Raw genomic sequence first — 25205 nt, 5'->3', positions numbered from 1 at the left:
ACGCTAAAGTCATTATTTAGAAAAAATTATTCAATCGTTAAAGGGATTAAAAAATGTTAAACAAAGGAAACAGACACAAAATCGATGGCAGCCTAAATCAAGCGCAAGTATACGCATTGGTTCCATTTGCCAATGCGGCATTGGAACAATTCCAGCAAGTTCTGATTCCGCCTACGCCTACGTTCACCGCTTTGGCATACGACCCTAATCTTAATACGTTGATAATCACAGGTACGGGATTCGACACCGAAGCTACTGCAAGCAGTTACCTCGATATTACGAAGTTACAGATCAAGCTCAACAATAGTACAACAAAAACCGGAGCTACCACCTGGGTTAACAGCGGCAGTGTTACGATTGTTTCTGATACTGAAATCAGAATTGAATTAACGGCGATCGGGGCAGCGGCCCTCGAGGTCAGCACGCTCGGCGGTTCGACAGGGTCAACGTTTGAAAACTGGCAGCTATCCAGCGGCTTTATCGTCGGCACCACAGCCAGTAAATCCTATGAATCAACTTTAACGCAAACCAATTCATTGCAATTCGTTCCAAATGTCGATATTGATAAGAACGCGCCCGGGTATGGCCTGGATGACTTGCGTTTTGTCGAAGAAGGCCATATCGGTTCGAATGTTGAATATTTGGCGATCGACGGTCAAGGAGGTATTCCCCTGACACGTGGTGGCTTCAAAGTTGAAAATCTGGATAGTGACAACCTTGCATCGCTGACAGTAACGCTGACCAATGCAAAAGACGGCGATCAGTTGTATCTGCTTAGCGGAGATAATTACACGGCGGGTGGAACACCTGCTAACGGAACAATAACCGTTTCAGGCGTAGAACTCTCCTATCAGATTGATACCACCGGATCCCTGGTGGACGGAACGGCGCAAATTGTCCTCACGGTTACCCCTGCTGCGGGTTATGAGAGCCAAGTATCCAATACCATCATGGAAGGGGTGTTGAATGAAATATATTTCAACAATGTTACCGACAATCCGGATGTTGAAAATAGAATTGTAACGTTCAGTTTGACGGACGTTGAGGGCTATACCACCCTGTTGCCGAGCGAGGCAACGATTAATATCTATCAGGCCAACGACAAGCCGGTCATTACGCTGGCTAATACAGCGGGTACTTACACCGAAACGGCGGGTGTAGACGATGGCGGCAATGACGTGCCGCTGGGTTTTGATATATCGGTTACAGATGCGGATATTGGCGCGGAACTGCAGTACATCAAACTATCCTTCGGCACTTCAGCGATTAAGGACGGCGCGGCCGAGCAATTGCGCATCGACGGCGCCACGGCAGGCGATTCGATCGCGCTGGATTCGATCGGTCCGGTCACGCTGGCTGGCGTAACCTATCTGGTGCAAGCAGCAGTCAATGGCGGAACCAGCACCCTGACGTTCACCAAGGACGGTGGCGGTAACCTGACGCTTTCGGAAGGCGAAGCGCTGCTCGATGCGTTGCGCTATAACAATACATCCGACACGCCGACGCAAGGAGATCGCCAATTCAGTTTCGTGATGAAGGATACATACACCGATCCGCTGGATGGCGACATCAGCATCGAATCCGACCCTGTCAGCTTCACGGTAACAGTTCAAGGCACGCCGATCGGCACGCCAACTATCGATTTATTGCCTACCAGCGACACCGGTACTTCTGCAACCGATAATCTGACTAAGGAAACGAATCCAACGATCAGAGTTTCCTTGCCAAATTCGGGAGAATTGGCGGAAGCGGGCGACACACTGACCATCGAGGACAAAGACGGCAATGGTACGATAGTCTTTGCCGATACCATAACACTCACACCCGGTCATATCGCGGCTGGCTATGTCGACTACGCATCACCCTTTTTGGAAGATGGCACGCACGAATTCTCCGCCACTGTGACGGAAGCGGGCGCGAACGGTTTAACCTCGGGTGCGGCGGAATTAACCGTGACGATCGATACGCTGATTCCAGTTGTAACGTCGATTACCGTGGCTGATGACGCGCTGAAAGCAGGCGAAAGCAGCTTGGTGACCATCACGTTTAGTCAAGCGGTAAGCAACTTCGATAACAGCGACCTGACGATTGCCAACGGCACGCTAACCGCAGTATCAAGCGAAGACGGCGGCGTCACCTGGACAGCGACATTCACACCGGATGTCGACGTGGAAGATACCAGCAACCTGATTACGCTAGCGGATGCGAGCGTTGCGGATGCGGCCGGTAACTTAAACAGCGGCAGCAGTGATTCGAACAACTACGCGATTGACACCAAACTGCCAACAGCCACCATTGCAGTAGCAGACGATGCGCTGAAAGCGGGCGAAAGCAGCTTGGTGACCATCACGTTCAGCGAAGCGGTAAGCAACTTCGATAACAGCGACCTGGCGATTGCCAACGGCACGCTAACCGCAGTATCAAGCGAGGACGGCGGCGTTACCTGGACAGCGACATTCACACCGGATGTCGACGTGGAAGATGCCAGCAACCTGATCACGCTGGCGGATGCGAGCGTTGCGGATGCGGCCGGCAACAACAACAGCGGCGCCACCGATTCGAACAACTACGCGATCGATACGCTGATTCCAGTTGTAACGTCGATTACCGTGGCTGATGACGCGCTGAAAGCAGGCGAAAGCAGCTTGGTGACCATCACGTTTAGTCAAGCGGTAAGCAACTTCGATAACAGCGACCTGACGATTGCCAACGGCACGCTAACCGCAGTATCAAGCGAAGACGGCGGCGTCACCTGGACAGCGACATTCACACCGGATGTCGACGTGGAAGATACCAGCAACCTGATTACGCTGGCGGATGCGAGCGTTGCGGATGCGGCCGGTAACTTAAACAGCGGCAGCAGCGATTCGAACAACTACGCGATTGACACCAAACTGCCAACAGCCACCATTGCAGTAGCAGACGATGCGCTGAAAGCGGGCGAAAGCAGCTTGGTGACCATCACGTTCAGCGAAGCGGTAAGCAACTTCGATAACAGCGACCTGGCGATTGCCAACGGCACGCTAACCGCAGTATCAAGCGAGGACGGCGGCGTTACCTGGACAGCGACGTTCACACCGGATGTCGACGTGGAAGATACCAGCAACCTGATCACGCTGGCGGATGCAAGCGTTGCGGATGCGGCCGGCAACAACAACAGCGGCGCTACCGATTCGAACAACTACGCGATCGATACGCTGATTCCAGTTGTAACGTCGATTACCGTGGCTGATGACGCGCTGAAAGCAGGCGAAAGCAGCTTGGTGACCATCACGTTTAGTCAAGCGGTAAGCAACTTCGATAACAGCGACCTGACGATTGCCAACGGCACGCTAACCGCAGTATCAAGCGAAGACGGCGGCGTCACCTGGACAGCGACATTCACACCGGATGTCGACGTGGAAGATACCAGCAACCTGATTACGCTGGCGGATGCGAGCGTTGCGGATGCGGCCGGTAACTTAAACAGCGGCAGCAGCGATTCGAACAACTACGCGATTGACACCAAACTGCCAACAGCCACCATTGCAGTAGCAGACGATGCGCTGAAAGCGGGCGAAAGCAGCTTGGTGACCATCACGTTCAGCGAAGCGGTAAGCAACTTCGATAACAGCGACCTGACGATTGCCAACGGCACGCTAACCGCAGTATCAAGCGAGGACGGCGGCGTCACCTGGACAGCGACATTCACACCGGATGTCGACGTGGAAGATGCCAGCAACCTGATCACGCTGGCGGATGCGAGCGTTGCGGATGCGGCCGGCAACAACAACAGCGGCGCCACCGATTCGAACAACTACGCGATCGATACGCTGATTCCAGTTGTAACGTCGATTACCGTGGCTGATGACGCGCTGAAAGCAGGCGAAAGCAGCTTGGTGACCATCACGTTCAGCGAAGCGGTAAGCAACTTCGATAACAGCGACCTGACGATTGCCAACGGCACGCTAACCGCAGTATCAAGCGAAGACGGCGGCGTCACCTGGACAGCGACATTCACACCGGATGTCGACGTGGAAGATACCAGCAACCTGATTACGCTGGCGGATGCGAGCGTTGCGGATGCGGCCGGTAACTTAAACAGCGGCAGCAGCGATTCGAACAACTACGCGATTGACACCAAACTGCCAACAGCCACCATTGCAGTAGCAGACGATGCGCTGAAAGCGGGCGAAAGCAGCTTGGTGACCATCACGTTCAGCGAAGCGGTAAGCAACTTCGATAACAGCGACCTGGCGATTGCCAACGGCACGCTAACCGCAGTATCAAGCGAGGACGGCGGCGTTACCTGGACAGCGACGTTTACACCGGATGTCGACGTGGAAGATGCCAGCAACCTGATCACGCTGGCGGATGCAAGCGTTGCGGATGCGGCCGGCAACAACAACAGCGGCGCTACCGATTCGAACAACTACGCGATCGATACGCTGATTCCAGTTGTAACGTCGATTACCGTGGCTGATGACGCGCTGAAAGCAGGCGAAAGCAGCTTGGTGACCATCACGTTTAGTCAAGCGGTAAGCAACTTCGATAACAGCGACCTGACGATTGCCAACGGCACGCTAACCGCAGTATCAAGCGAAGACGGCGGCGTCACCTGGACAGCGACATTCACACCGGATGTCGACGTGGAAGATACCAGCAACCTGATTACGCTGGCGGATGCGAGCGTTGCGGATGCGGCCGGTAACTTAAACAGCGGCAGCAGCGATTCGAACAACTACGCGATTGACACCAAACTGCCAACAGCCACCATTGCAGTAGCAGACGATGCGCTGAAAGCGGGCGAAAGCAGCTTGGTGACCATCACGTTCAGCGAAGCGGTAAGCAACTTCGATAACAGCGACCTGACGATTGCCAACGGCACGCTAACCGCAGTATCAAGCGAAGACGGCGGCGTCACCTGGACAGCGACATTCACACCGGATGTCGACGTGGAAGATACCAGCAACCTGATTACGCTGGCGGATGCGAGCGTTGCGGATGCGGCCGGTAACTTAAACAGCGGCAGCAGCGATTCGAACAACTACGCGATTGACACCAAACTGCCAACAGCCACCATTGCAGTAGCAGACGATGCGCTGAAAGCGGGCGAAAGCAGCTTGGTGACCATCACGTTCAGCGAAGCGGTAAGCAACTTCGATAACAGCGACCTGGCGATTGCCAACGGCACGCTAACCGCAGTATCAAGCGAGGACGGCGGCGTTACCTGGACAGCGACGTTTACACCGGATGTCGACGTGGAAGATGCCAGCAACCTGATCACGCTGGCGGATGCAAGCGTTGCGGATGCGGCCGGCAACAACAACAGCGGCGCTACCGATTCGAACAACTACGCGATCGATACGCTGATTCCAGTTGTAACGTCGATTACCGTGGCTGATGACGCGCTGAAAGCAGGCGAAAGCAGCTTGGTGACCATCACGTTTAGTCAAGCGGTAAGCAACTTCGATAACAGCGACCTGACGATTGCCAACGGCACGCTAACCGCAGTATCAAGCGAAGACGGCGGCGTCACCTGGACAGCGACATTCACACCGGATGTCGACGTGGAAGATACCAGCAACCTGATTACGCTGGCGGATGCGAGCGTTGCGGATGCGGCCGGTAACTTAAACAGCGGCAGCAGCGATTCGAACAACTACGCGATTGACACCAAACTGCCAACAGCCACCATTGCAGTAGCAGACGATGCGCTGAAAGCGGGCGAAAGCAGCTTGGTGACCATCACGTTCAGCGAAGCGGTAAGCAACTTCGATAACAGCGACCTGGCGATTGCCAACGGCACGCTAACCGCAGTATCAAGCGAGGACGGCGGCGTTACCTGGACAGCGACGTTTACACCGGATGTCGACGTGGAAGATGCCAGCAACCTGATCACGCTGGCGGATGCAAGCGTTGCGGATGCGGCCGGCAACAACAACAGCGGCGCTACCGATTCGAACAACTACGCGATCGATACGCTGATTCCAGTTGTAACGTCGATTACCGTGGCTGATGACGCGCTGAAAGCAGGCGAAAGCAGCTTGGTGACCATCACGTTTAGTCAAGCGGTAAGCAACTTCGATAACAGCGACCTGACGATTGCCAACGGCACGCTAACCGCAGTATCAAGCGAAGACGGCGGCGTCACCTGGACAGCGACATTCACACCGGATGTCGACGTGGAAGATACCAGCAACCTGATTACGCTGGCGGATGCGAGCGTTGCGGATGCGGCCGGTAACTTAAACAGCGGCAGCAGCGATTCGAACAACTACGCGATTGACACCAAACTGCCAACAGCCACCATTGCAGTAGCAGACGATGCGCTGAAAGCGGGCGAAAGCAGCTTGGTGACCATCACGTTCAGCGAAGCGGTAAGCAACTTCGATAACAGCGACCTGACGATTGCCAACGGCACGCTAACCGCAGTATCAAGCGAGGACGGCGGCGTCACCTGGACAGCGACATTCACACCGGATGTCGACGTGGAAGATGCCAGCAACCTGATCACGCTGGCGGATGCGAGCGTTGCGGATGCGGCCGGCAACAACAACAGCGGCGCCACCGATTCGAACAACTACGCGATCGATACGCTGATTCCAGTTGTAACGTCGATTACCGTGGCTGATGACGCGCTGAAAGCAGGCGAAAGCAGCTTGGTGACCATCACGTTCAGCGAAGCGGTAAGCAACTTCGATAACAGCGACCTGACGATTGCCAACGGCACGCTAACCGCAGTATCAAGCGAGGACGGCGGCGTTACCTGGACAGCGACGTTCACACCGGATGTCGACGTGGAAGATACCAGCAACCTGATCACGCTGGCGGATGCAAGCGTTGCGGATGCGGCCGGCAACAACAACAGCGGCGCTACCGATTCGAACAACTACGCGATCGATACGCTGATTCCAGTTGTAACGTCGATTACCGTGGCTGATGACGCGCTGAAAGCAGGCGAAAGCAGCTTGGTGACCATCACGTTTAGTCAAGCGGTAAGCAACTTCGATAACAGCGACCTGACGATTGCCAACGGCACGCTAACCGCAGTATCAAGCGAAGACGGCGGCGTCACCTGGACAGCGACATTCACACCGGATGTCGACGTGGAAGATACCAGCAACCTGATTACGCTGGCGGATGCGAGCGTTGCGGATGCGGCCGGTAACTTAAACAGCGGCAGCAGCGATTCGAACAACTACGCGATTGACACCAAACTGCCAACAGCCACCATTGCAGTAGCAGACGATGCGCTGAAAGCGGGCGAAAGCAGCTTGGTGACCATCACGTTCAGCGAAGCGGTAAGCAACTTCGATAACAGCGACCTGACGATTGCCAACGGCACGCTAACCGCAGTATCAAGCGAGGACGGCGGCGTCACCTGGACAGCGACATTCACACCGGATGTCGACGTGGAAGATGCCAGCAACCTGATCACGCTGGCGGATGCGAGCGTTGCGGATGCGGCCGGCAACAACAACAGCGGCGCCACCGATTCGAACAACTACGCGATCGATACGCTGATTCCAGTTGTAACGTCGATTACCGTGGCTGATGACGCGCTGAAAGCAGGCGAAAGCAGCTTGGTGACCATCACGTTCAGCGAAGCGGTAAGCAACTTCGATAACAGCGACCTGACGATTGCCAACGGCACGCTAACCGCAGTATCAAGCGAGGACGGCGGCGTCACCTGGACAGCGACATTCACACCGGATGTCGACGTGGAAGATACCAGCAACCTGATTACGCTGGCGGATGCGAGCGTTGCGGATGCGGCCGGTAACTTAAACAGCGGCAGCAGCGATTCGAACAACTACGCGATTGACACCAAACTGCCAACAGCCACCATTGCAGTAGCAGACGATGCGCTGAAAGCGGGCGAAAGCAGCTTGGTGACCATCACGTTCAGCGAAGCGGTAAGCAACTTCGATAACAGCGACCTGGCGATTGCCAACGGCACGCTAACCGCAGTATCAAGCGAAGACGGCGGCGTTACCTGGACAGCGACGTTCACACCGGATGTCGACGTGGAAGATACCAGCAACCTGATCACGCTGGCGGATGCGAGCGTTGCGGATGCGGCCGGCAACAACAACAGCGGCGCCACCGATTCGAACAACTACGCGATCGATACGCTGATTCCAGTTGTAACGTCGATTACCGTGGCTGATGACGCGCTGAAAGCAGGCGAAAGCAGCTTGGTGACCATCACGTTCAGCGAAGCGGTAAGCAACTTCGATAACAGCGACCTGGCGATTGCCAACGGCACGCTAACCGCAGTATCAAGCGAGGACGGCGGCGTTACCTGGACAGCGACGTTTACACCGGATGTCGACGTGGAAGATGCCAGCAACCTGATCACGCTGGCGGATGCAAGCGTTGCGGATGCGGCCGGCAACAACAACAGCGGCGCTACCGATTCGAACAACTACGCGATCGATACGCTGATTCCAGTTGTAACGTCGATTACCGTGGCTGATGACGCGCTGAAAGCAGGCGAAAGCAGCTTGGTGACCATCACGTTTAGTCAAGCGGTAAGCAACTTCGATAACAGCGACCTGACGATTGCCAACGGCACGCTAACCGCAGTATCAAGCGAAGACGGCGGCGTCACCTGGACAGCGACATTCACACCGGATGTCGACGTGGAAGATACCAGCAACCTGATTACGCTGGCGGATGCGAGCGTTGCGGATGCGGCCGGTAACTTAAACAGCGGCAGCAGCGATTCGAACAACTACGCGATTGACACCAAACTGCCAACAGCCACCATTGCAGTAGCAGACGATGCGCTGAAAGCGGGCGAAAGCAGCTTGGTGACCATCACGTTCAGCGAAGCGGTAAGCAACTTCGATAACAGCGACCTGGCGATTGCCAACGGCACGCTAACCGCAGTATCAAGCGAGGACGGCGGCGTTACCTGGACAGCGACGTTTACACCGGATGTCGACGTGGAAGATGCCAGCAACCTGATCACGCTGGCGGATGCAAGCGTTGCGGATGCGGCCGGCAACAACAACAGCGGCGCTACCGATTCGAACAACTACGCGATCGATACGCTGATTCCAGTTGTAACGTCGATTACCGTGGCTGATGACGCGCTGAAAGCAGGCGAAAGCAGCTTGGTGACCATCACGTTTAGTCAAGCGGTAAGCAACTTCGATAACAGCGACCTGACGATTGCCAACGGCACGCTAACCGCAGTATCAAGCGAAGACGGCGGCGTCACCTGGACAGCGACATTCACACCGGATGTCGACGTGGAAGATACCAGCAACCTGATTACGCTGGCGGATGCGAGCGTTGCGGATGCGGCCGGTAACTTAAACAGCGGCAGCAGCGATTCGAACAACTACGCGATTGACACCAAACTGCCAACAGCCACCATTGCAGTAGCAGACGATGCGCTGAAAGCGGGCGAAAGCAGCTTGGTGACCATCACGTTCAGCGAAGCGGTAAGCAACTTCGATAACAGCGACCTGACGATTGCCAACGGCACGCTAACCGCAGTATCAAGCGAGGACGGCGGCGTCACCTGGACAGCGACATTCACACCGGATGTCGACGTGGAAGATGCCAGCAACCTGATCACGCTGGCGGATGCGAGCGTTGCGGATGCGGCCGGCAACAACAACAGCGGCGCCACCGATTCGAACAACTACGCGATCGATACGCTGATTCCAGTTGTAACGTCGATTACCGTGGCTGATGACGCGCTGAAAGCAGGCGAAAGCAGCTTGGTGACCATCACGTTCAGCGAAGCGGTAAGCAACTTCGATAACAGCGACCTGGCGATTGCCAACGGCACGCTAACCGCAGTATCAAGCGAGGACGGCGGCGTTACCTGGACAGCGACGTTCACACCGGATGTCGACGTGGAAGATACCAGCAACCTGATCACGCTGGCGGATGCAAGCGTTGCGGATGCGGCCGGCAACAACAACAGCGGCGCTACCGATTCGAACAACTACGCGATCGATACGCTGATTCCAGTTGTAACGTCGATTACCGTGGCTGATGACGCGCTGAAAGCAGGCGAAAGCAGCTTGGTGACCATCACGTTTAGTCAAGCGGTAAGCAACTTCGATAACAGCGACCTGACGATTGCCAACGGCACGCTAACCGCAGTATCAAGCGAAGACGGCGGCGTCACCTGGACAGCGACATTCACACCGGATGTCGACGTGGAAGATACCAGCAACCTGATTACGCTGGCGGATGCGAGCGTTGCGGATGCGGCCGGTAACTTAAACAGCGGCAGCAGCGATTCGAACAACTACGCGATTGACACCAAACTGCCAACAGCCACCATTGCAGTAGCAGACGATGCGCTGAAAGCGGGCGAAAGCAGCTTGGTGACCATCACGTTCAGCGAAGCGGTAAGCAACTTCGATAACAGCGACCTGACGATTGCCAACGGCACGCTAACCGCAGTATCAAGCGAGGACGGCGGCGTCACCTGGACAGCGACATTCACACCGGATGTCGACGTGGAAGATGCCAGCAACCTGATCACGCTGGCGGATGCGAGCGTTGCGGATGCGGCCGGCAACAACAACAGCGGCGCCACCGATTCGAACAACTACGCGATCGATACGCTGATTCCAGTTGTAACGTCGATTACCGTGGCTGATGACGCGCTGAAAGCAGGCGAAAGCAGCTTGGTGACCATCACGTTCAGCGAAGCGGTAAGCAACTTCGATAACAGCGACCTGACGATTGCCAACGGCACGCTAACCGCAGTATCAAGCGAGGACGGCGGCGTCACCTGGACAGCGACATTCACACCGGATGTCGACGTGGAAGATGCCAGCAACCTGATCACGCTGGCGGATGCGAGCGTTGCGGATGCGGCCGGCAACAACAACAGCGGCGCCACCGATTCGAACAACTACGCGATCGATACGCTGATTCCAGTTGTAACGTCGATTACCGTGGCTGATGACGCGCTGAAAGCAGGCGAAAGCAGCTTGGTGACCATCACGTTCAGCGAAGCGGTAAGCAACTTCGATAACAGCGACCTGGCGATTGCCAACGGCACGCTAACCGCAGTATCAAGCGAAGACGGCGGCGTTACCTGGACAGCGACGTTCACACCGGATGTCGACGTGGAAGATACCAGCAACCTGATCACGCTGGCGGATGCGAGCGTTGCGGATGCGGCCGGCAACAACAACAGCGGCGCCACCGATTCGAACAACTACGCGATCGATACGCTGATTCCAGTTGTAACGTCGATTACCGTGGCTGATGACGCGCTGAAAGCAGGCGAAAGCAGCTTGGTGACCATCACGTTCAGCGAAGCGGTAAGCAACTTCGATAACAGCGACCTGACGATTGCCAACGGCACGCTAACCGCAGTATCAAGCGAGGACGGCGGCGTCACCTGGACAGCGACATTCACACCGGATGTCGACGTGGAAGATACCAGCAACCTGATCACGCTGGCGGATGCGAGCGTTGCGGATGCGGCCGGCAACAACAACAGCGGCGCTACCGATTCGAACAACTACGCGATCGATACGCTGATTCCAGTTGTAACGTCGATTACCGTGGCTGATGACGCGCTGAAAGCAGGCGAAAGCAGCTTGGTGACCATCACGTTTAGTCAAGCGGTAAGCAACTTCGATAACAGCGACCTGACGATTGCCAACGGCACGCTAACCGCAGTATCAAGCGAAGACGGCGGCGTCACCTGGACAGCGACATTCACACCGGATGTCGACGTGGAAGATACCAGCAACCTGATTACGCTGGCGGATGCGAGCGTTGCGGATGCGGCCGGTAACTTAAACAGCGGCAGCAGCGATTCGAACAACTACGCGATTGACACCAAACTGCCAACAGCCACCATTGCAGTAGCAGACGATGCGCTGAAAGCGGGCGAAAGCAGCTTGGTGACCATCACGTTCAGCGAAGCGGTAAGCAACTTCGATAACAGCGACCTGACGATTGCCAACGGCACGCTAACCGCAGTATCAAGCGAGGACGGCGGCGTCACCTGGACAGCGACATTCACACCGGATGTCGACGTGGAAGATGCCAGCAACCTGATCACGCTGGCGGATGCGAGCGTTGCGGATGCGGCCGGCAACAACAACAGCGGCGCCACCGATTCGAACAACTACGCGATCGATACGCTGATTCCAGTTGTAACGTCGATTACCGTGGCTGATGACGCGCTGAAAGCAGGCGAAAGCAGCTTGGTGACCATCACGTTCAGCGAAGCGGTAAGCAACTTCGATAACAGCGACCTGGCGATTGCCAACGGCACGCTAACCGCAGTATCAAGCGAAGACGGCGGCGTTACCTGGACAGCGACGTTCACACCGGATGTCGACGTGGAAGATACCAGCAACCTGATCACGCTGGCGGATGCGAGCGTTGCGGATGCGGCCGGCAACAACAACAGCGGCGCCACCGATTCGAACAACTACGCGATCGATACGCTGATTCCAGTTGTAACGTCGATTACCGTGGCTGATGACGCGCTGAAAGCAGGCGAAAGCAGCTTGGTGACCATCACGTTCAGCGAAGCGGTAAGCAACTTCGATAACAGCGACCTGACGATTGCCAACGGCACGCTAACCGCAGTATCAAGCGAGGACGGCGGCGTCACCTGGACAGCGACATTCACACCGGATGTCGACGTGGAAGATACCAGCAACCTGATCACGCTGGCGGATGCGAGCGTTGCGGATGCGGCCGGCAACAACAACAGCGGCGCTACCGATTCGAACAACTACGCGATCGATACGCTGATTCCAGTTGTAACGTCGATTACCGTGGCTGATGACGCGCTGAAAGCAGGCGAAAGCAGCTTGGTGACCATCACGTTTAGTCAAGCGGTAAGCAACTTCGATAACAGCGACCTGACGATTGCCAACGGCACGCTAACCGCAGTATCAAGCGAAGACGGCGGCGTCACCTGGACAGCGACATTCACACCGGATGTCGACGTGGAAGATACCAGCAACCTGATTACGCTGGCGGATGCGAGCGTTGCGGATGCGGCCGGTAACTTAAACAGCGGCAGCAGCGATTCGAACAACTACGCGATTGACACCAAACTGCCAACAGCCACCATTGCAGTAGCAGACGATGCGCTGAAAGCGGGCGAAAGCAGCTTGGTGACCATCACGTTCAGCGAAGCGGTAAGCAACTTCGATAACAGCGACCTGACGATTGCCAACGGCACGCTAACCGCAGTATCAAGCGAGGACGGCGGCGTCACCTGGACAGCGACATTCACACCGGATGTCGACGTGGAAGATGCCAGCAACCTGATCACGCTGGCGGATGCGAGCGTTGCGGATGCGGCCGGCAACAACAACAGCGGCGCCACCGATTCGAACAACTACGCGATCGATACGCTGATTCCAGTTGTAACGTCGATTACCGTGGCTGATGACGCGCTGAAAGCAGGCGAAAGCAGCTTGGTGACCATCACGTTCAGCGAAGCGGTAAGCAACTTCGATAACAGCGACCTGACGATTGCCAACGGCACGCTAACCGCAGTATCAAGCGAGGACGGCGGCGTCACCTGGACAGCGACATTCACACCGGATGTCGACGTGGAAGATGCCAGCAACCTGATCACGCTGGCGGATGCGAGCGTTGCGGATGCGGCCGGCAACAACAACAGCGGCGCCACCGATTCGAACAACTACGCGATCGATACGCTGATTCCAGTTGTAACGTCGATTACCGTGGCTGATGACGCGCTGAAAGCAGGCGAAAGCAGCTTGGTGACCATCACGTTCAGCGAAGCGGTAAGCAACTTCGATAACAGCGACCTGACGATTGCCAACGGCACGCTAACCGCAGTATCAAGCGAAGACGGCGGCGTCACCTGGACAGCGACATTCACACCGGATGTCGACGTGGAAGATACCAGCAACCTGATTACGCTGGCGGATGCGAGCGTTGCGGATGCGGCCGGTAACTTAAACAGCGGCAGCAGCGATTCGAACAACTACGCGATCGATACGCTGTTGCCAACGGCCACCATTACTCTTGACGATACCGTCTTGAGAACTGGCGACATAGCCAACGTGACAATTACATTCAGTGAAGCGGTGAGCGGTTTCGATTTGTCCGATCTGAACTATGAAAATGGCACAATCGATAATCTCTCGAGCGCGGTAGACAATAACGATGGCACTTTCAGCTATACGGCGACGTTTACGCCGGATGCCGGTACCGAAGACAACAGCAACGCCATCACGCTGGCCGCTGGAAGTGTTTTCGACGCGGCCGGTAATGGTAATTCTGAAGCTTCGTCGGACAATTTCGAAATCGATACGCTGCTCGATACGGTTATCGATGGCGATTTGACCGGCGAGGTTTACGAGAAAGGTGGATATGACGGTCAGAAGATTGCCGACCGTAACAACAACTATGAGTTGGTTGCGCATGGCGATGATCCTGGCTATTTCACCGCCAGCGGCGTGCTGACGCTTCAAAATGTGCAACCAGGCTGGAATTCTTTCAGTACCGAGTATTTCACCTATAACGGTGAAGTTGCCGATGCCAATGGTTACTCGATCGAGTACCTCAATACCGTTACCGGAAACTATGACGACCTTACGGTCGGTGTCGTGACCCTTAGTGGATCGTTTGCGACGGTTACCGGTTTGTACGGTAATCTGATTTTCAATACCGATAACGGGGAATGGAATTATTTCATCGACAATGACCGTATCGTCACGCAACAGTTGTCATCGGAAAATAATCCATTCGAAGTCTTCAGCGTCAAATCCAAGGATGGCGAAGCCGAGCAATGGATACAAATTGACGTTACCAGCGCGGACGACCAAGGTGTCTTTGAAACGATATCGGAAGGTTCGGTAACCGAGGATACCGATGTTCAAGCGACGTATACGGTATTCAATGAGAGCATTGGCGAAGGCTATGACTTGACGGATGTGCTGGTGAAAACGGGTACGATTGGGTTGACATCGGTGCAATCGACACTGATCGAGCCGCAATGGGATGTGAGTTACGATGACAATGGCGATATGTTATCGGTCTTCAGCATCGATGAGCAGGGTAACTGGACTTATGCGGTCAAAAATGATCGTGAAGTAATTCAGAATTTGGTTCCAGTGGCGCCAGGCTCTGAGATGCAAGCTATTTTCACGATCAATCCGCAAATTCTTCCGGATGATCCCGGTACAGCAGGTGCTTTCGGAACCGTCAAGATCTCTATCCTTGGCAAGTTCGATAAACCTGAACTGACAGGTGACCAGGCAGATCTCGATGATGGAACAGAGGATCAGAATTACACCGTAACCGCAGCGGATCTGCTGCAAGGATGGAGCACCGATTTCGGTTCAATTCATGTCGGTGCCGTCACTGCAACAACCGATACTGGAAACGAGTTGGAGGTGACAAAAGTTGGCGATTCCTGGACGATTGCAGCGGAAGCCGATTTCTTCGGCGATGTAACGATTGCATACACCGTGCTGGATGATTACGATAATTCGGCCGAAGGGACATTGACTTTCGCCGTCGATAACGTCAACGATGCGCCTGTTGCTTCTGCCGACACCCTGGCTGCCGAGGAAGATACTCCTGTGACATTCTCGAAAGCCGATTTGCTCAGTAACGATAGCGATGTGGATAATAACTATTTGGCTGGCGTCATCGATACCTTGTATATCGATTCGGTTACCAGTGTCACGGGCGGTACGGTTTCGCTCGATGGCAATGGCGATGTGGTATTTACGCCAAGCGTCAACTTTCATGGAGAAGCCAGCTTTAGTTACGTAGTAGCAGATGGTAAGGGAGGATACAGCGAATCTCAGACAGTCGCGGTCAATGTGGTTTCCGTCAATGATGATCCAACGAATGTTCGCCTTGCCGGCAAAACTCCGACCTATGGCAATGCGGTGCAGAACGTACGCGCAGTGATTGCCGATCTGAGCGTGGCCGATGCCGATACCGGCGAGGGCAGCCAGTACAATTACTCGCTCAGCGGCGCCGACGGTCTGTTCAAGGTCGACAATAGCGCCAAGACGCTGTCAGTGGGTAACACTGCACTTATCGCCGGTGCGACGTACAATTTCACGCTAGTAGCATCGTTGAATGGCGATACCATTAGCGAAGAATATACTTATCGCAACGGCACGGCATCCTCATCCACCAGCAACGGCATTGATCTGGTTACCTTGGGTGACTCGACCAACAACATCTATTACGCGCTTTCCGGCAATGACACAGTTACGGGCGGCAGTCTGGAGGACTTGCTGTTCGGCCAGGATGGTAACGATGTGCTGTCCGGTGGAGCGGGTAACGACGATATTCAGGGTGGCAGCGGTAACGATATTCTGACGGGCGGCAGCGGCGCGGATGTGCTGACCGGCGGCGGTAAAACCACTGTGGGCAATGGTGGCTACGATCAATTCCGCTATATGGATAAAGCCGTTAATTGGGCAGGTCTGGATGGCAACGGTCTGGATACCATTTTGGATTTCAAAGGCAATTCGACCATACTGAAAGGCGCTTCCAGCACCGGCTTGATCAACGGCGATGTGTTGACGTTCAAATTGTCCGAATTGACGGGCGATGTGACAGGCTTGGTAAGTGGATCATCCGCTGGCAAGTGGTACACGCTGGGATCCGATGGCTTAGCATCTAATGTTGACGGCCATGCAACAACCGCCAAAGCGCAGTTTGTTTATAACAGCTCTACGCATGTATTAAGTTACGATGCGGACGGCTCGGGTGCGGGAAGTGCAGTGGAAATCACTTCACTCGTTGGCGTCGATCAGCTTCTCAATACGCACATAGTGATACAAGGATAAGCAAGGTTGACCACTAAGTAGCACTTGAGGACTGACAGCTAACGCATCATTAATCGTCACAGATAACCAACTGGAAATGGGAGGTTATCTGTGATGGGGGATGGATTTACAAATGCGATCTGTCAGTCTTTTTTTTATTAAATTTTAGTGAGTTGCGCTTATTCGATATTACCTGATAAATATTTCCCAATTTCTTTCTGCGAATTGTGAAGCAGAGGAAAGTTCTTTAAATGGAGTTTCGCTATGAATACTAAATATTTTCCAAATTCCTCTTGCATTCCATTGGGATTTTCTCCAGCTCCACCGTTTACTGCCGATACACTTGCCGGATTCCAGCAAGTTCTGGTTCAACAACCCTCATTTTCCTCATTAGGATTTGATCTTAATTCCCATACGCTAATAATTGGGGGTGCTGGATTCAATCCCGGGGCAACTGCAAGCAGTTACCTCGATATTACGAAGCTACAGATCAAGCTCAACAATAGTGTAATAAAAACCGGTGCTGGCACCTGGGTTAACAGCGGCAGTGTTACGATTGTTTCTGAAACTGAGATCAGAATTGAATTAACGGCGACTGGGGCAGCGGCCCTCGAGGTCAGCACGCTCGGCGGTTCGACAGCGCAAACGTTTGAAAACTGGCAGCTATCCAGCGGCTTCATCGTTGGCACCACAGCCAGTAAATCCTATGAAGTTACTTTAACGCAAACCAATTCATTGGGTTTCGTTCCAAACGTCGATATTGATAAGGACGCGCCCGGATATGGTCTGGATGACTTGCGTTTTGTCGAAGAAGGCCGCATCGGTTCGAATGTTGTTTCTCTGGCGATCGACGGTCAAGGAGATATCCCCCTGACCCGTGCCGGTTTCAAAGTTGAAAATCTGGATGGCGACAGCATTGCATCGCTGACAGCAACGCTGACCAATGCGAAAGACGGCGATCAGTTATATCTGTTAAGCGGAGCTGCTTATACAGCAGGCGGAACGGCAGCTAACGGAACAATGACCGTTTCAGGCGTAGAACTCTCCTATCAGATTCACACCATCGGATCCCTGGTGGACGGAACGGCGCAAATAGTCGTCACGGTTACCCCTGCTGCGGGGTATGCGAGTCAAGTATCCAATACCATCATGGAAGGAGTGTTAAATGAAATATATTTCAACAATGTTACGGACAATCCGGATGTTGAAAATAGAATTGTAACGTTCAGTTTGACGGACGCTGAGGGTTATACCACCCTGTTGCCGAGCGAGGCAACGATTAATATCTATCAGGCCAACGACAAGCCGGTCATTACGCTGGCTAATACAGTGGGTACTTACACCGAAACGGCGGGTGTAGACGATGGCGGCAATGACGTGCCGCTGGGTTTTGATATATCGGTTACAGATGCGGATATTGGCGCGGAACTGCAGTACATCAAACTATCCTTCGGCACTTCAGCGATTAAGGACGGCGCGGCCGAGCAATTGCGCATCGACGGCGCCACGGCAGGCGATTCGATCGCGCTGGATTTCGCCGATAGCACAGCGATCGGTCCGGTCACGCTGGCTGGCGTAACCTATCTGGTGCAAGCAGCAGTCAATGGCGGAACCAGCACCCTGACGTTCACCAAGGACGGTGGCGGTAACCTGACGCTTTCGGAAGGCGAAGCGCTGCTCGATGCGTTGCGCTATAACAATACATCCGACACGCCGACGCAAGGCGACCGCCAATTCAGCTTCGTGGTTAAGGACACATACACCGATCCGCTGGATGGCGACATCAGCATCGAATCCGACCCTGTCAGCTTCACGGTGACGGTTCAAGGCACGCCGATCGGCACCCCAACCATCGATTTGCTGTCTACCAGCGACACCGGTACTTCGATAACCGATGATCTGACTAAGGAAACGAATCCAACGATCAAAGTTTCCTTGCCAAATTCGGGAGAACTGGCTAAAGCGGGCGACACACTGACCATCTACGACGGCGCAACGGAAGTCACAACCATAATACTGACAGCCGATCATATTGAGGACGGTTACGTCGACTATACCTTTGCCACCGCGTTGAGCGATGGCGCGCACAATCTTTCCGCGACGTTGACGGAAGCAGGCGCGAACGGTCTAATTTCGACTGCGGCGGAATTAACCGTAACGGTCGATGCGACAAAGCCAACTCCCGCCACAAAGATTGATAGCTTTAGCGACGACACAGGCGCGAATACCAGCGACAACCTAACCAAAGATACAACGCCAACGCTGACAATCACTGCGGAAGCGGGAGCGACTGTGCAAGTATTCCGGGACAAGGTGTTGGTGGGTACCGCAACCGAAGTTGAAGGTCAGCCGGGTTCGTTCACGTTTACCTCGGCAGCACTGGGAGATGGCTCCTACAGTTTCACTGCCAAAGTCACCGATGCGGCCGGTAATGTCAGCGAATCGGCTGCGTGTGTCATCGCCATAGATGCGACAAATCCAAATCCGGCCACCTCTATTGTCAGCTTGAGCGACGACACGGGAATAAGCGGCATTGATTATGTAACCAGCGACAACACGCCGGTATTGACGATAACCGCCGAAGCGGAATCGACGGTGGAAGTGTTTCTTGATGATGGAAGTGACGAGATATTTATTGGCTCCGCAAATGAAGTTACAGGTCAATCAGGCACGTTCACATTTGATTTCGTTGACAATGGAATAGTTGAGCTGGGCGATGGCGAATACGATTTAATCATAAAAGCAACCGATGCTGCTGGTAATGTTTGCTCAACTCAGCAAGTAATCACTATCGACACCACCGCGCCAACCGCGACCATCACGGTAGCGGACGACGCGCTAAAAGCGGGCGAAACCAGCTTGGTGACGATTACGTTCAGCGAAGTGGTGAGCGGCTTTACCAATAGCGATTTGACGATTGCCAACGGCACGCTGAGCACGGTATCGAGCACGGACGGCGGCGTCACCTGGACGGCGTCGTTCACGCCGTCAACCGGCATCGAGGATGCCAGCAACGTCATCACGCTGGCGTCCGCCAGCGTGATGGACGCGGCCGGCAACAGCAACAGCGGCGCCACCGATTCGAACAACTACGCCATCGACACCAAACGGCCAACCGCCGCCATCGAGGTGGCTAAGTCTGCACTGAAAGCGGGTGAAACCAGTCTGGTGACCATCACATTCAGCGGAGCGGTGAGCGGTTTTACCAATAGCGATCTGATGATTGCCAACGGCACGCTGACGGCGGTATCGAGCGCGGACGGCGGCGTCACCTGGACGGCGGAGTTCACGCCGTCAACCGGCACCGAGGATACCACCAACGTGATCACGCTGAAGGATGCAAGCGTTACGAATGCGGCCGGCAATAGCAACAGCGGGAGCGTAAATTCCAACAACTACGCCATCGACACCAAACTGCCGACGGCGACCATCGTGTTGGCCGATACTGCGCTGAAAGCGGGAGAAATCAGTCTGGTGACGATCACGTTCAGCGAAGCGGTGAGCGGTTTTACTAATAGCGGTTTGACGATAGCCAACGGCACGCTGAGCACGGTATCGAGTGCGGACGGCATTATTTGGACAGCGACGTTGACGCCGTCAACCGCTACCGAAGATGCTACCAACGTCATCACGCTGGTATCCGCTAGCGTTACGGATGCGGCTGGCAACAGCAACAGCGGGAGCGTAAATTCCAACAACTACATCATCGATACCAAACTGCCGACGGCCACGATTGCAGTCGCCGATACTGCGCTGAAAGCAGGTGAAACCAGCCTGGTGACGATTACGTTCAGCGAAGCGGTGAGCGGTTTTACCAATAGCGATTTGACGATTGCCAACGGCACGCTGAGCACGGTATCGAGCGCGGACGGCGGCGTCACCTGGACAGCGTCGTTGACGCCGTCAACCGGAATCGAGGATGCCAGCAACGTCATAACGCTGGCGGACGCCAGCGTTACGGACGCGGCCGGCAACGGCAACAGCGGGAGCGTAAATTCCAACAACTACGCCATCGACACCAAACTGCCGACGGCCACGATTGTAGTCGCCGATACTGCGCTGAAAGTGGGCGAAACCAGCCTGGTGACGATTACGTTCAGCGAAGCGGTGAGCGGTTTTACCAATAGCGATTTGACGATAGCCAACGGCACGCTGAGCACGGTATCGAGCGCGGACGGCGGCATCACCTGGACGGCGGAGTTCACGCCGTCAACCGGCACCGAGGATGCCACCAACGTGATCACGCTGAAGGATGCAAGCGTTACGAATGCGGCCGGCAATAGCAACAGCGGGAGCGTAAATTCCAACAACTACGCCATCGACACCAAACTGCCGACGGCGACCATCGTGTTGGCGGATACTGCGCTGAAAGCGGGTGAAAGCAGCCTGATGACGATCACGTTCAGCGAAAAAGTCATCGGTTTCGATAACAGCGATCTGACGATTACCAACGGTACATTAAGTCCGATATCGAGCACTGACGGCGGCGTTACCTGGACAGCGGCGTTCACGCCGGTTGCCGATCTTGAAGATGACACCAACGTTATCACGCTGGCATCCGCTAGTGTTACGGACGTGGCCGGCAACAGCAACAGCGGGAGCGTAAATTCTGAAAACTTTACAATAAATACGAAAGAAATTTCAGAACCACCACTTCCTACCGTCACAAATGTGGATGGAGTAACTGTTAATACGCTTTCTCAAGCCGATGGCAGCGTGATTACCACGATTCCTGTGGTTGCCATTGACCGCAAGGACGATTCGCAAAGTTTGTTTAGGGACTATGCCGATATTCCTCTTATAAAGAATGCGGCGGGTCAAGGCTTGTTGAATGTCAGTTTGCCGGTCGGAGCAGGCTTGAATGCAGAAGGCCGATCGGATCCATTGAGTGGGAACGATGCAAAGAATAGTCTGAATCAATTGATTGATAAAGTAGCATCCGATGAGACCCTCAAGGGGGTTTTAAAAAGTGGCGTGGAAACCTTCCTTTCTTCTCAGGCTGCGGTATCGCCGGTAGTTGTTCAACTGCTAACGCCAGTAGTAAATGGCGATACTGCGCTCACAAAACCTATATTAATCAGCGGCACGGGACAATCCGATACCGTCCGGCAGGCATTGATTGTTGATACCAGCAAGCTGCCAGTGGCTACGGTCATCCAATTGGATAATATAGCCTTTGTGAGTTTTATCGGCTCAGTTCATGCGATGGGCGGTGCCGGAGAAAATTTCGCCATTGGCGATAATGCCGTCCAATATATTGTACTCGGCGCGGATGACGATATTTTGCATGGCGGAGGAGGTGACGATACCGTTGGAAGCTTAACCGGCAACGATCAGGTTTTTGGCGATGCTGGCTACGATATTGTTTTCGGCGGCGATGGGAACGACTTACTGAGCGGGGGAACTGGCAATGACCGCATAAATGGCGGTGCCGGCTTTAATATTGCAGAACAAGAAGGGAAGTTGTCCGACTATGAACTGGAATTTACCGGAAACTCGCTCAAGCTTGCCAATAAGGCAAGCAGTGAAACCGATATTTTTACCGATATTCAACTGATCAAATTTACTTCGGGACCGGCATTAGCAATCCCTTATTCATCGACGGAAGCAATTGCGCATCATCTTGTAAAGACTTGGCTGGGACGTGATTTAACGGTAGCAGAAGGTGTTGCGGTGCAGAATTGGACCGCCGCTTCAACCGATGAAATCCTGCGAGTTTTTCGCAGTTTGCCCGAAGCAGCCAATGTTAGGGATATGAGCGATGAGGAATTGCTGCGCGATTTACCAACCGATCCCAATCTTGTCCACTGGGAAGTTACGCACCAATCGCTTGTTGGCACAGAAGCAAATGAAGTTGGTTATTTGCCTCTGGGTCTGACTGTATATGCGGACGGCGGTAAAGGGTGCGATATTTTAAAGATGCCTGGCAGTCGCACAGATTTCCATTATGAATTTGTAGACCATCGTCTGCAATTAACCCGATTGAGCGATGGTGCGATGCAAAGCATTGTCAATGCCGAGGCGGTAGCTTTCGATAGTGGAGAAACGATTGTAATTGCCCAAAATCAAGCACAAGCGACGCTTGCACACCTTGTGCACAGTTTCTTTAATCGTGACGTAACAGCGGATGAATGGGAGCTTGGCATTGAGGTGCTGGGTAATGTGGAAGTGCTCAATGAATCCGCAAATTTCGAAGGAATTTTAAAGTGGTTTCAGGAGCATTCGGAGCTGAAAAATATTCCGAATGAAAATTACATACAAAAAATTTATGAGCAAACATTAGGGCGCTTGGCAACGGAAAAAGAATTAACAGATCAGTTATTGCGGCTGGAGAATCATCAGATAAGCAGAGAACAGCTTGCCTATGAAGTGGCTGATAGTAATGAAGCATCGACTTATTTAATCGGAAGCGTTTTGATGCAGCAGGAATGGTTTTAACGTTTCTGGAATGTATTCGAAGCGACGAATCGTTTTCCTTGCATGCTGATAGTATCGCTTACCGGCTCCTCACTTAACCACTGACACAAAAATCCATTCAATGAATTGCACTTTCACCGATAACTCCCTTAACAGCACGGTATTGATAACCAGATGAATTTCAAATTTAAAGCGCCTCAGAATGAAATTGCGCAGGTACTGACCGGCTTTAAGAAGACCTTTAGAAACATTGGTGTTTTTAGTGCAGTCATCAACATGCTGATGCTCATGCCGGCCATTTACATGCTGCAACTGTATGACAGCGTACTGACCAGCCGCAATGAAATGACTCTGTTGATGCTGACATTGATCATGTTAGGCGCCTACATTTTCATGGGCGCGCTGGAATTCGTCCGCAGCTTTGTATTGATCCGTGTCGGCGCGCAACTCGACATGAAGTTGAACAAGCGCGTTTACACCGCCGCCTTTGAGGAAAGCCTCAAAAAAGGCGATAGCAACGCCGGGCAAGCTTTAAAAGATCTGACTAATCTACGGCAGTTCCTGACCGGCAATGCCTTGTTCGCTTTTTTTGACGCACCATGGTTTCCGATTTATTTGTTCGTGATATTCATGTTTCATCCCATTCTGGGAGTTTTCGCTTTATGCGGCACAGTCATATTGATTGCATTAGCGTACATCAATGAGAAGATCTCGCATAAACCGCTAGCCGAAGCTAATTCGATGTCGATTGCGTCCAGCAATATCGCCTCCAACAATTTACGCAATGCCGAAGTCATCGAAGCGATGGGCATGCTGCCTAATCTCCAAGCGCGCTGGTATAAGCTGCATCGCCGTTTTCTCAATCTGCAAGCCGAGGCCAGCGAGAAATCAGGTATTGTCACCGCGCTGTCGAAATCGTGTACCGTCGCATTACAGTCGCTGATGCTGGGATTAGGCGCTTTATTGGTGCTGGATAACAGCATCACGCCGGGCATGATGATCGCCGGTTCAATTCTGTTGGGCAGAGCCATCGCGCCGGTACAGTTACTCATCAGTGTGTGGAAGCAAATTGGCGGCACCCGCAGCGCTTATGAGCGTCTGACACAATTGCTCGAACAGAATCCGGAGCGAACGGCTGGCATGGCGCTGCCTAAACCGCTCGGCGTGATTGCGGTGGAAAATGTCACCGCAGCTCCACCCGGCAGTAAAGTTCCCGTCATCAAGGGATTGAATTTCTCCCTCGCCGCCGGTGAAGTGCTTGGCATTATCGGCCCGAGCGGATCGGGGAAATCAACTCTGGCGCGCTTATTGGTCGGTGTGTGGCCGGCAGCGGCGGGGAAGGTCCGCTTGGATGGCGCCGATGTTTATCTGTGGAACAAGGATGAATTGGGTCCGCATATCGGTTATCTGCCGCAGGATATCGAACTCTTCGCTGGCACGGTTTCGGAAAATATCGCCCGTTTTGGCGAAATCAATGCGGAAAAAGTTATTCTGGCAGCCAGACGCGCCGGGGTTCATGACATGATCCTGAATATGCCGGAAGGTTACGACACGCATCTGGGTGACGGCGGCGCCGGTCTTTCCGGCGGACAAAAACAACGCATCGGCTTGGCGCGCGCCATGTATGATGATCCATCCCTGATTGTTCTCGATGAGCCCAATTCAAACCTGGACGATATTGGAGAACAGGCGCTTCTGGCAGCCATCACCGATCTGCGCATACGCGGCAAAACCATCGTGTTGATCACACACCGCACCAGTATTCTCAGTGTAACCACAAAATTGCTGCTATTGCAGGACGGCGCAGCAAAAATATTCGGGCCGACCAATCAAGTGGTGGAGGCGCTCGCAAAGCAACAACAAGCGCATCAGGCGCAGCTGGCGCAAAAGAAAGCCGGGCAGCAAGCTGCGCAAAATCCAGCACCTCCAACCACGCCTGCGGCCGACTCTCAAACCGGCTAATTTTTACCGCGCCTTTCAACCTTACCTTGAGCACATACAGATTACCGGACAGGAAGA

General features: G+C 53.9%; 3 protein-coding genes. All 3 read left to right on the top strand.

Annotation, left to right across the window (positions count from 1 at the left end; all coding sequences use genetic code 11):
• The first annotated feature begins 53 nt into the window (after positions 1-53).
• The 3 genes from R2083_RS12625 (at position 54) to R2083_RS12615 (ending at position 25148) form a co-directional block, all read left to right on the top strand.
• On the top strand, positions 54-16790 hold the full coding sequence (locus tag R2083_RS12625; RefSeq protein WP_317538665.1) for a beta strand repeat-containing protein: 16737 nt from the start codon (positions 54-56) through the stop codon (positions 16788-16790).
• Positions 16791-17033: 243 nt separating this feature from the next.
• Positions 17034-23207 carry an Ig-like domain-containing protein gene (locus tag R2083_RS12620; RefSeq protein ID WP_317538664.1) on the top strand — a complete coding sequence of 2058 codons (6174 nt, stop codon included), beginning with the start codon at positions 17034-17036 and terminating at the stop codon, positions 23205-23207.
• Between the two features lie 153 nt (positions 23208-23360).
• Positions 23361-25148, top strand: coding sequence for a type I secretion system permease/ATPase (locus R2083_RS12615; RefSeq protein WP_317538663.1), 1788 nt, complete (start codon positions 23361-23363; stop codon positions 25146-25148).
• Positions 25149-25205 lie beyond the last annotated feature (57 nt).

The sequence above is a fragment of the Nitrosomonas sp. Is35 genome, from assembly GCF_033063295.1.
In the GTDB taxonomy this organism is placed as follows: domain Bacteria; phylum Pseudomonadota; class Gammaproteobacteria; order Burkholderiales; family Nitrosomonadaceae; genus Nitrosomonas.
The sequence above is the reverse complement of the archived record's forward strand: the minus strand, read 5'-3'. Positions and strand labels throughout refer to the sequence as shown.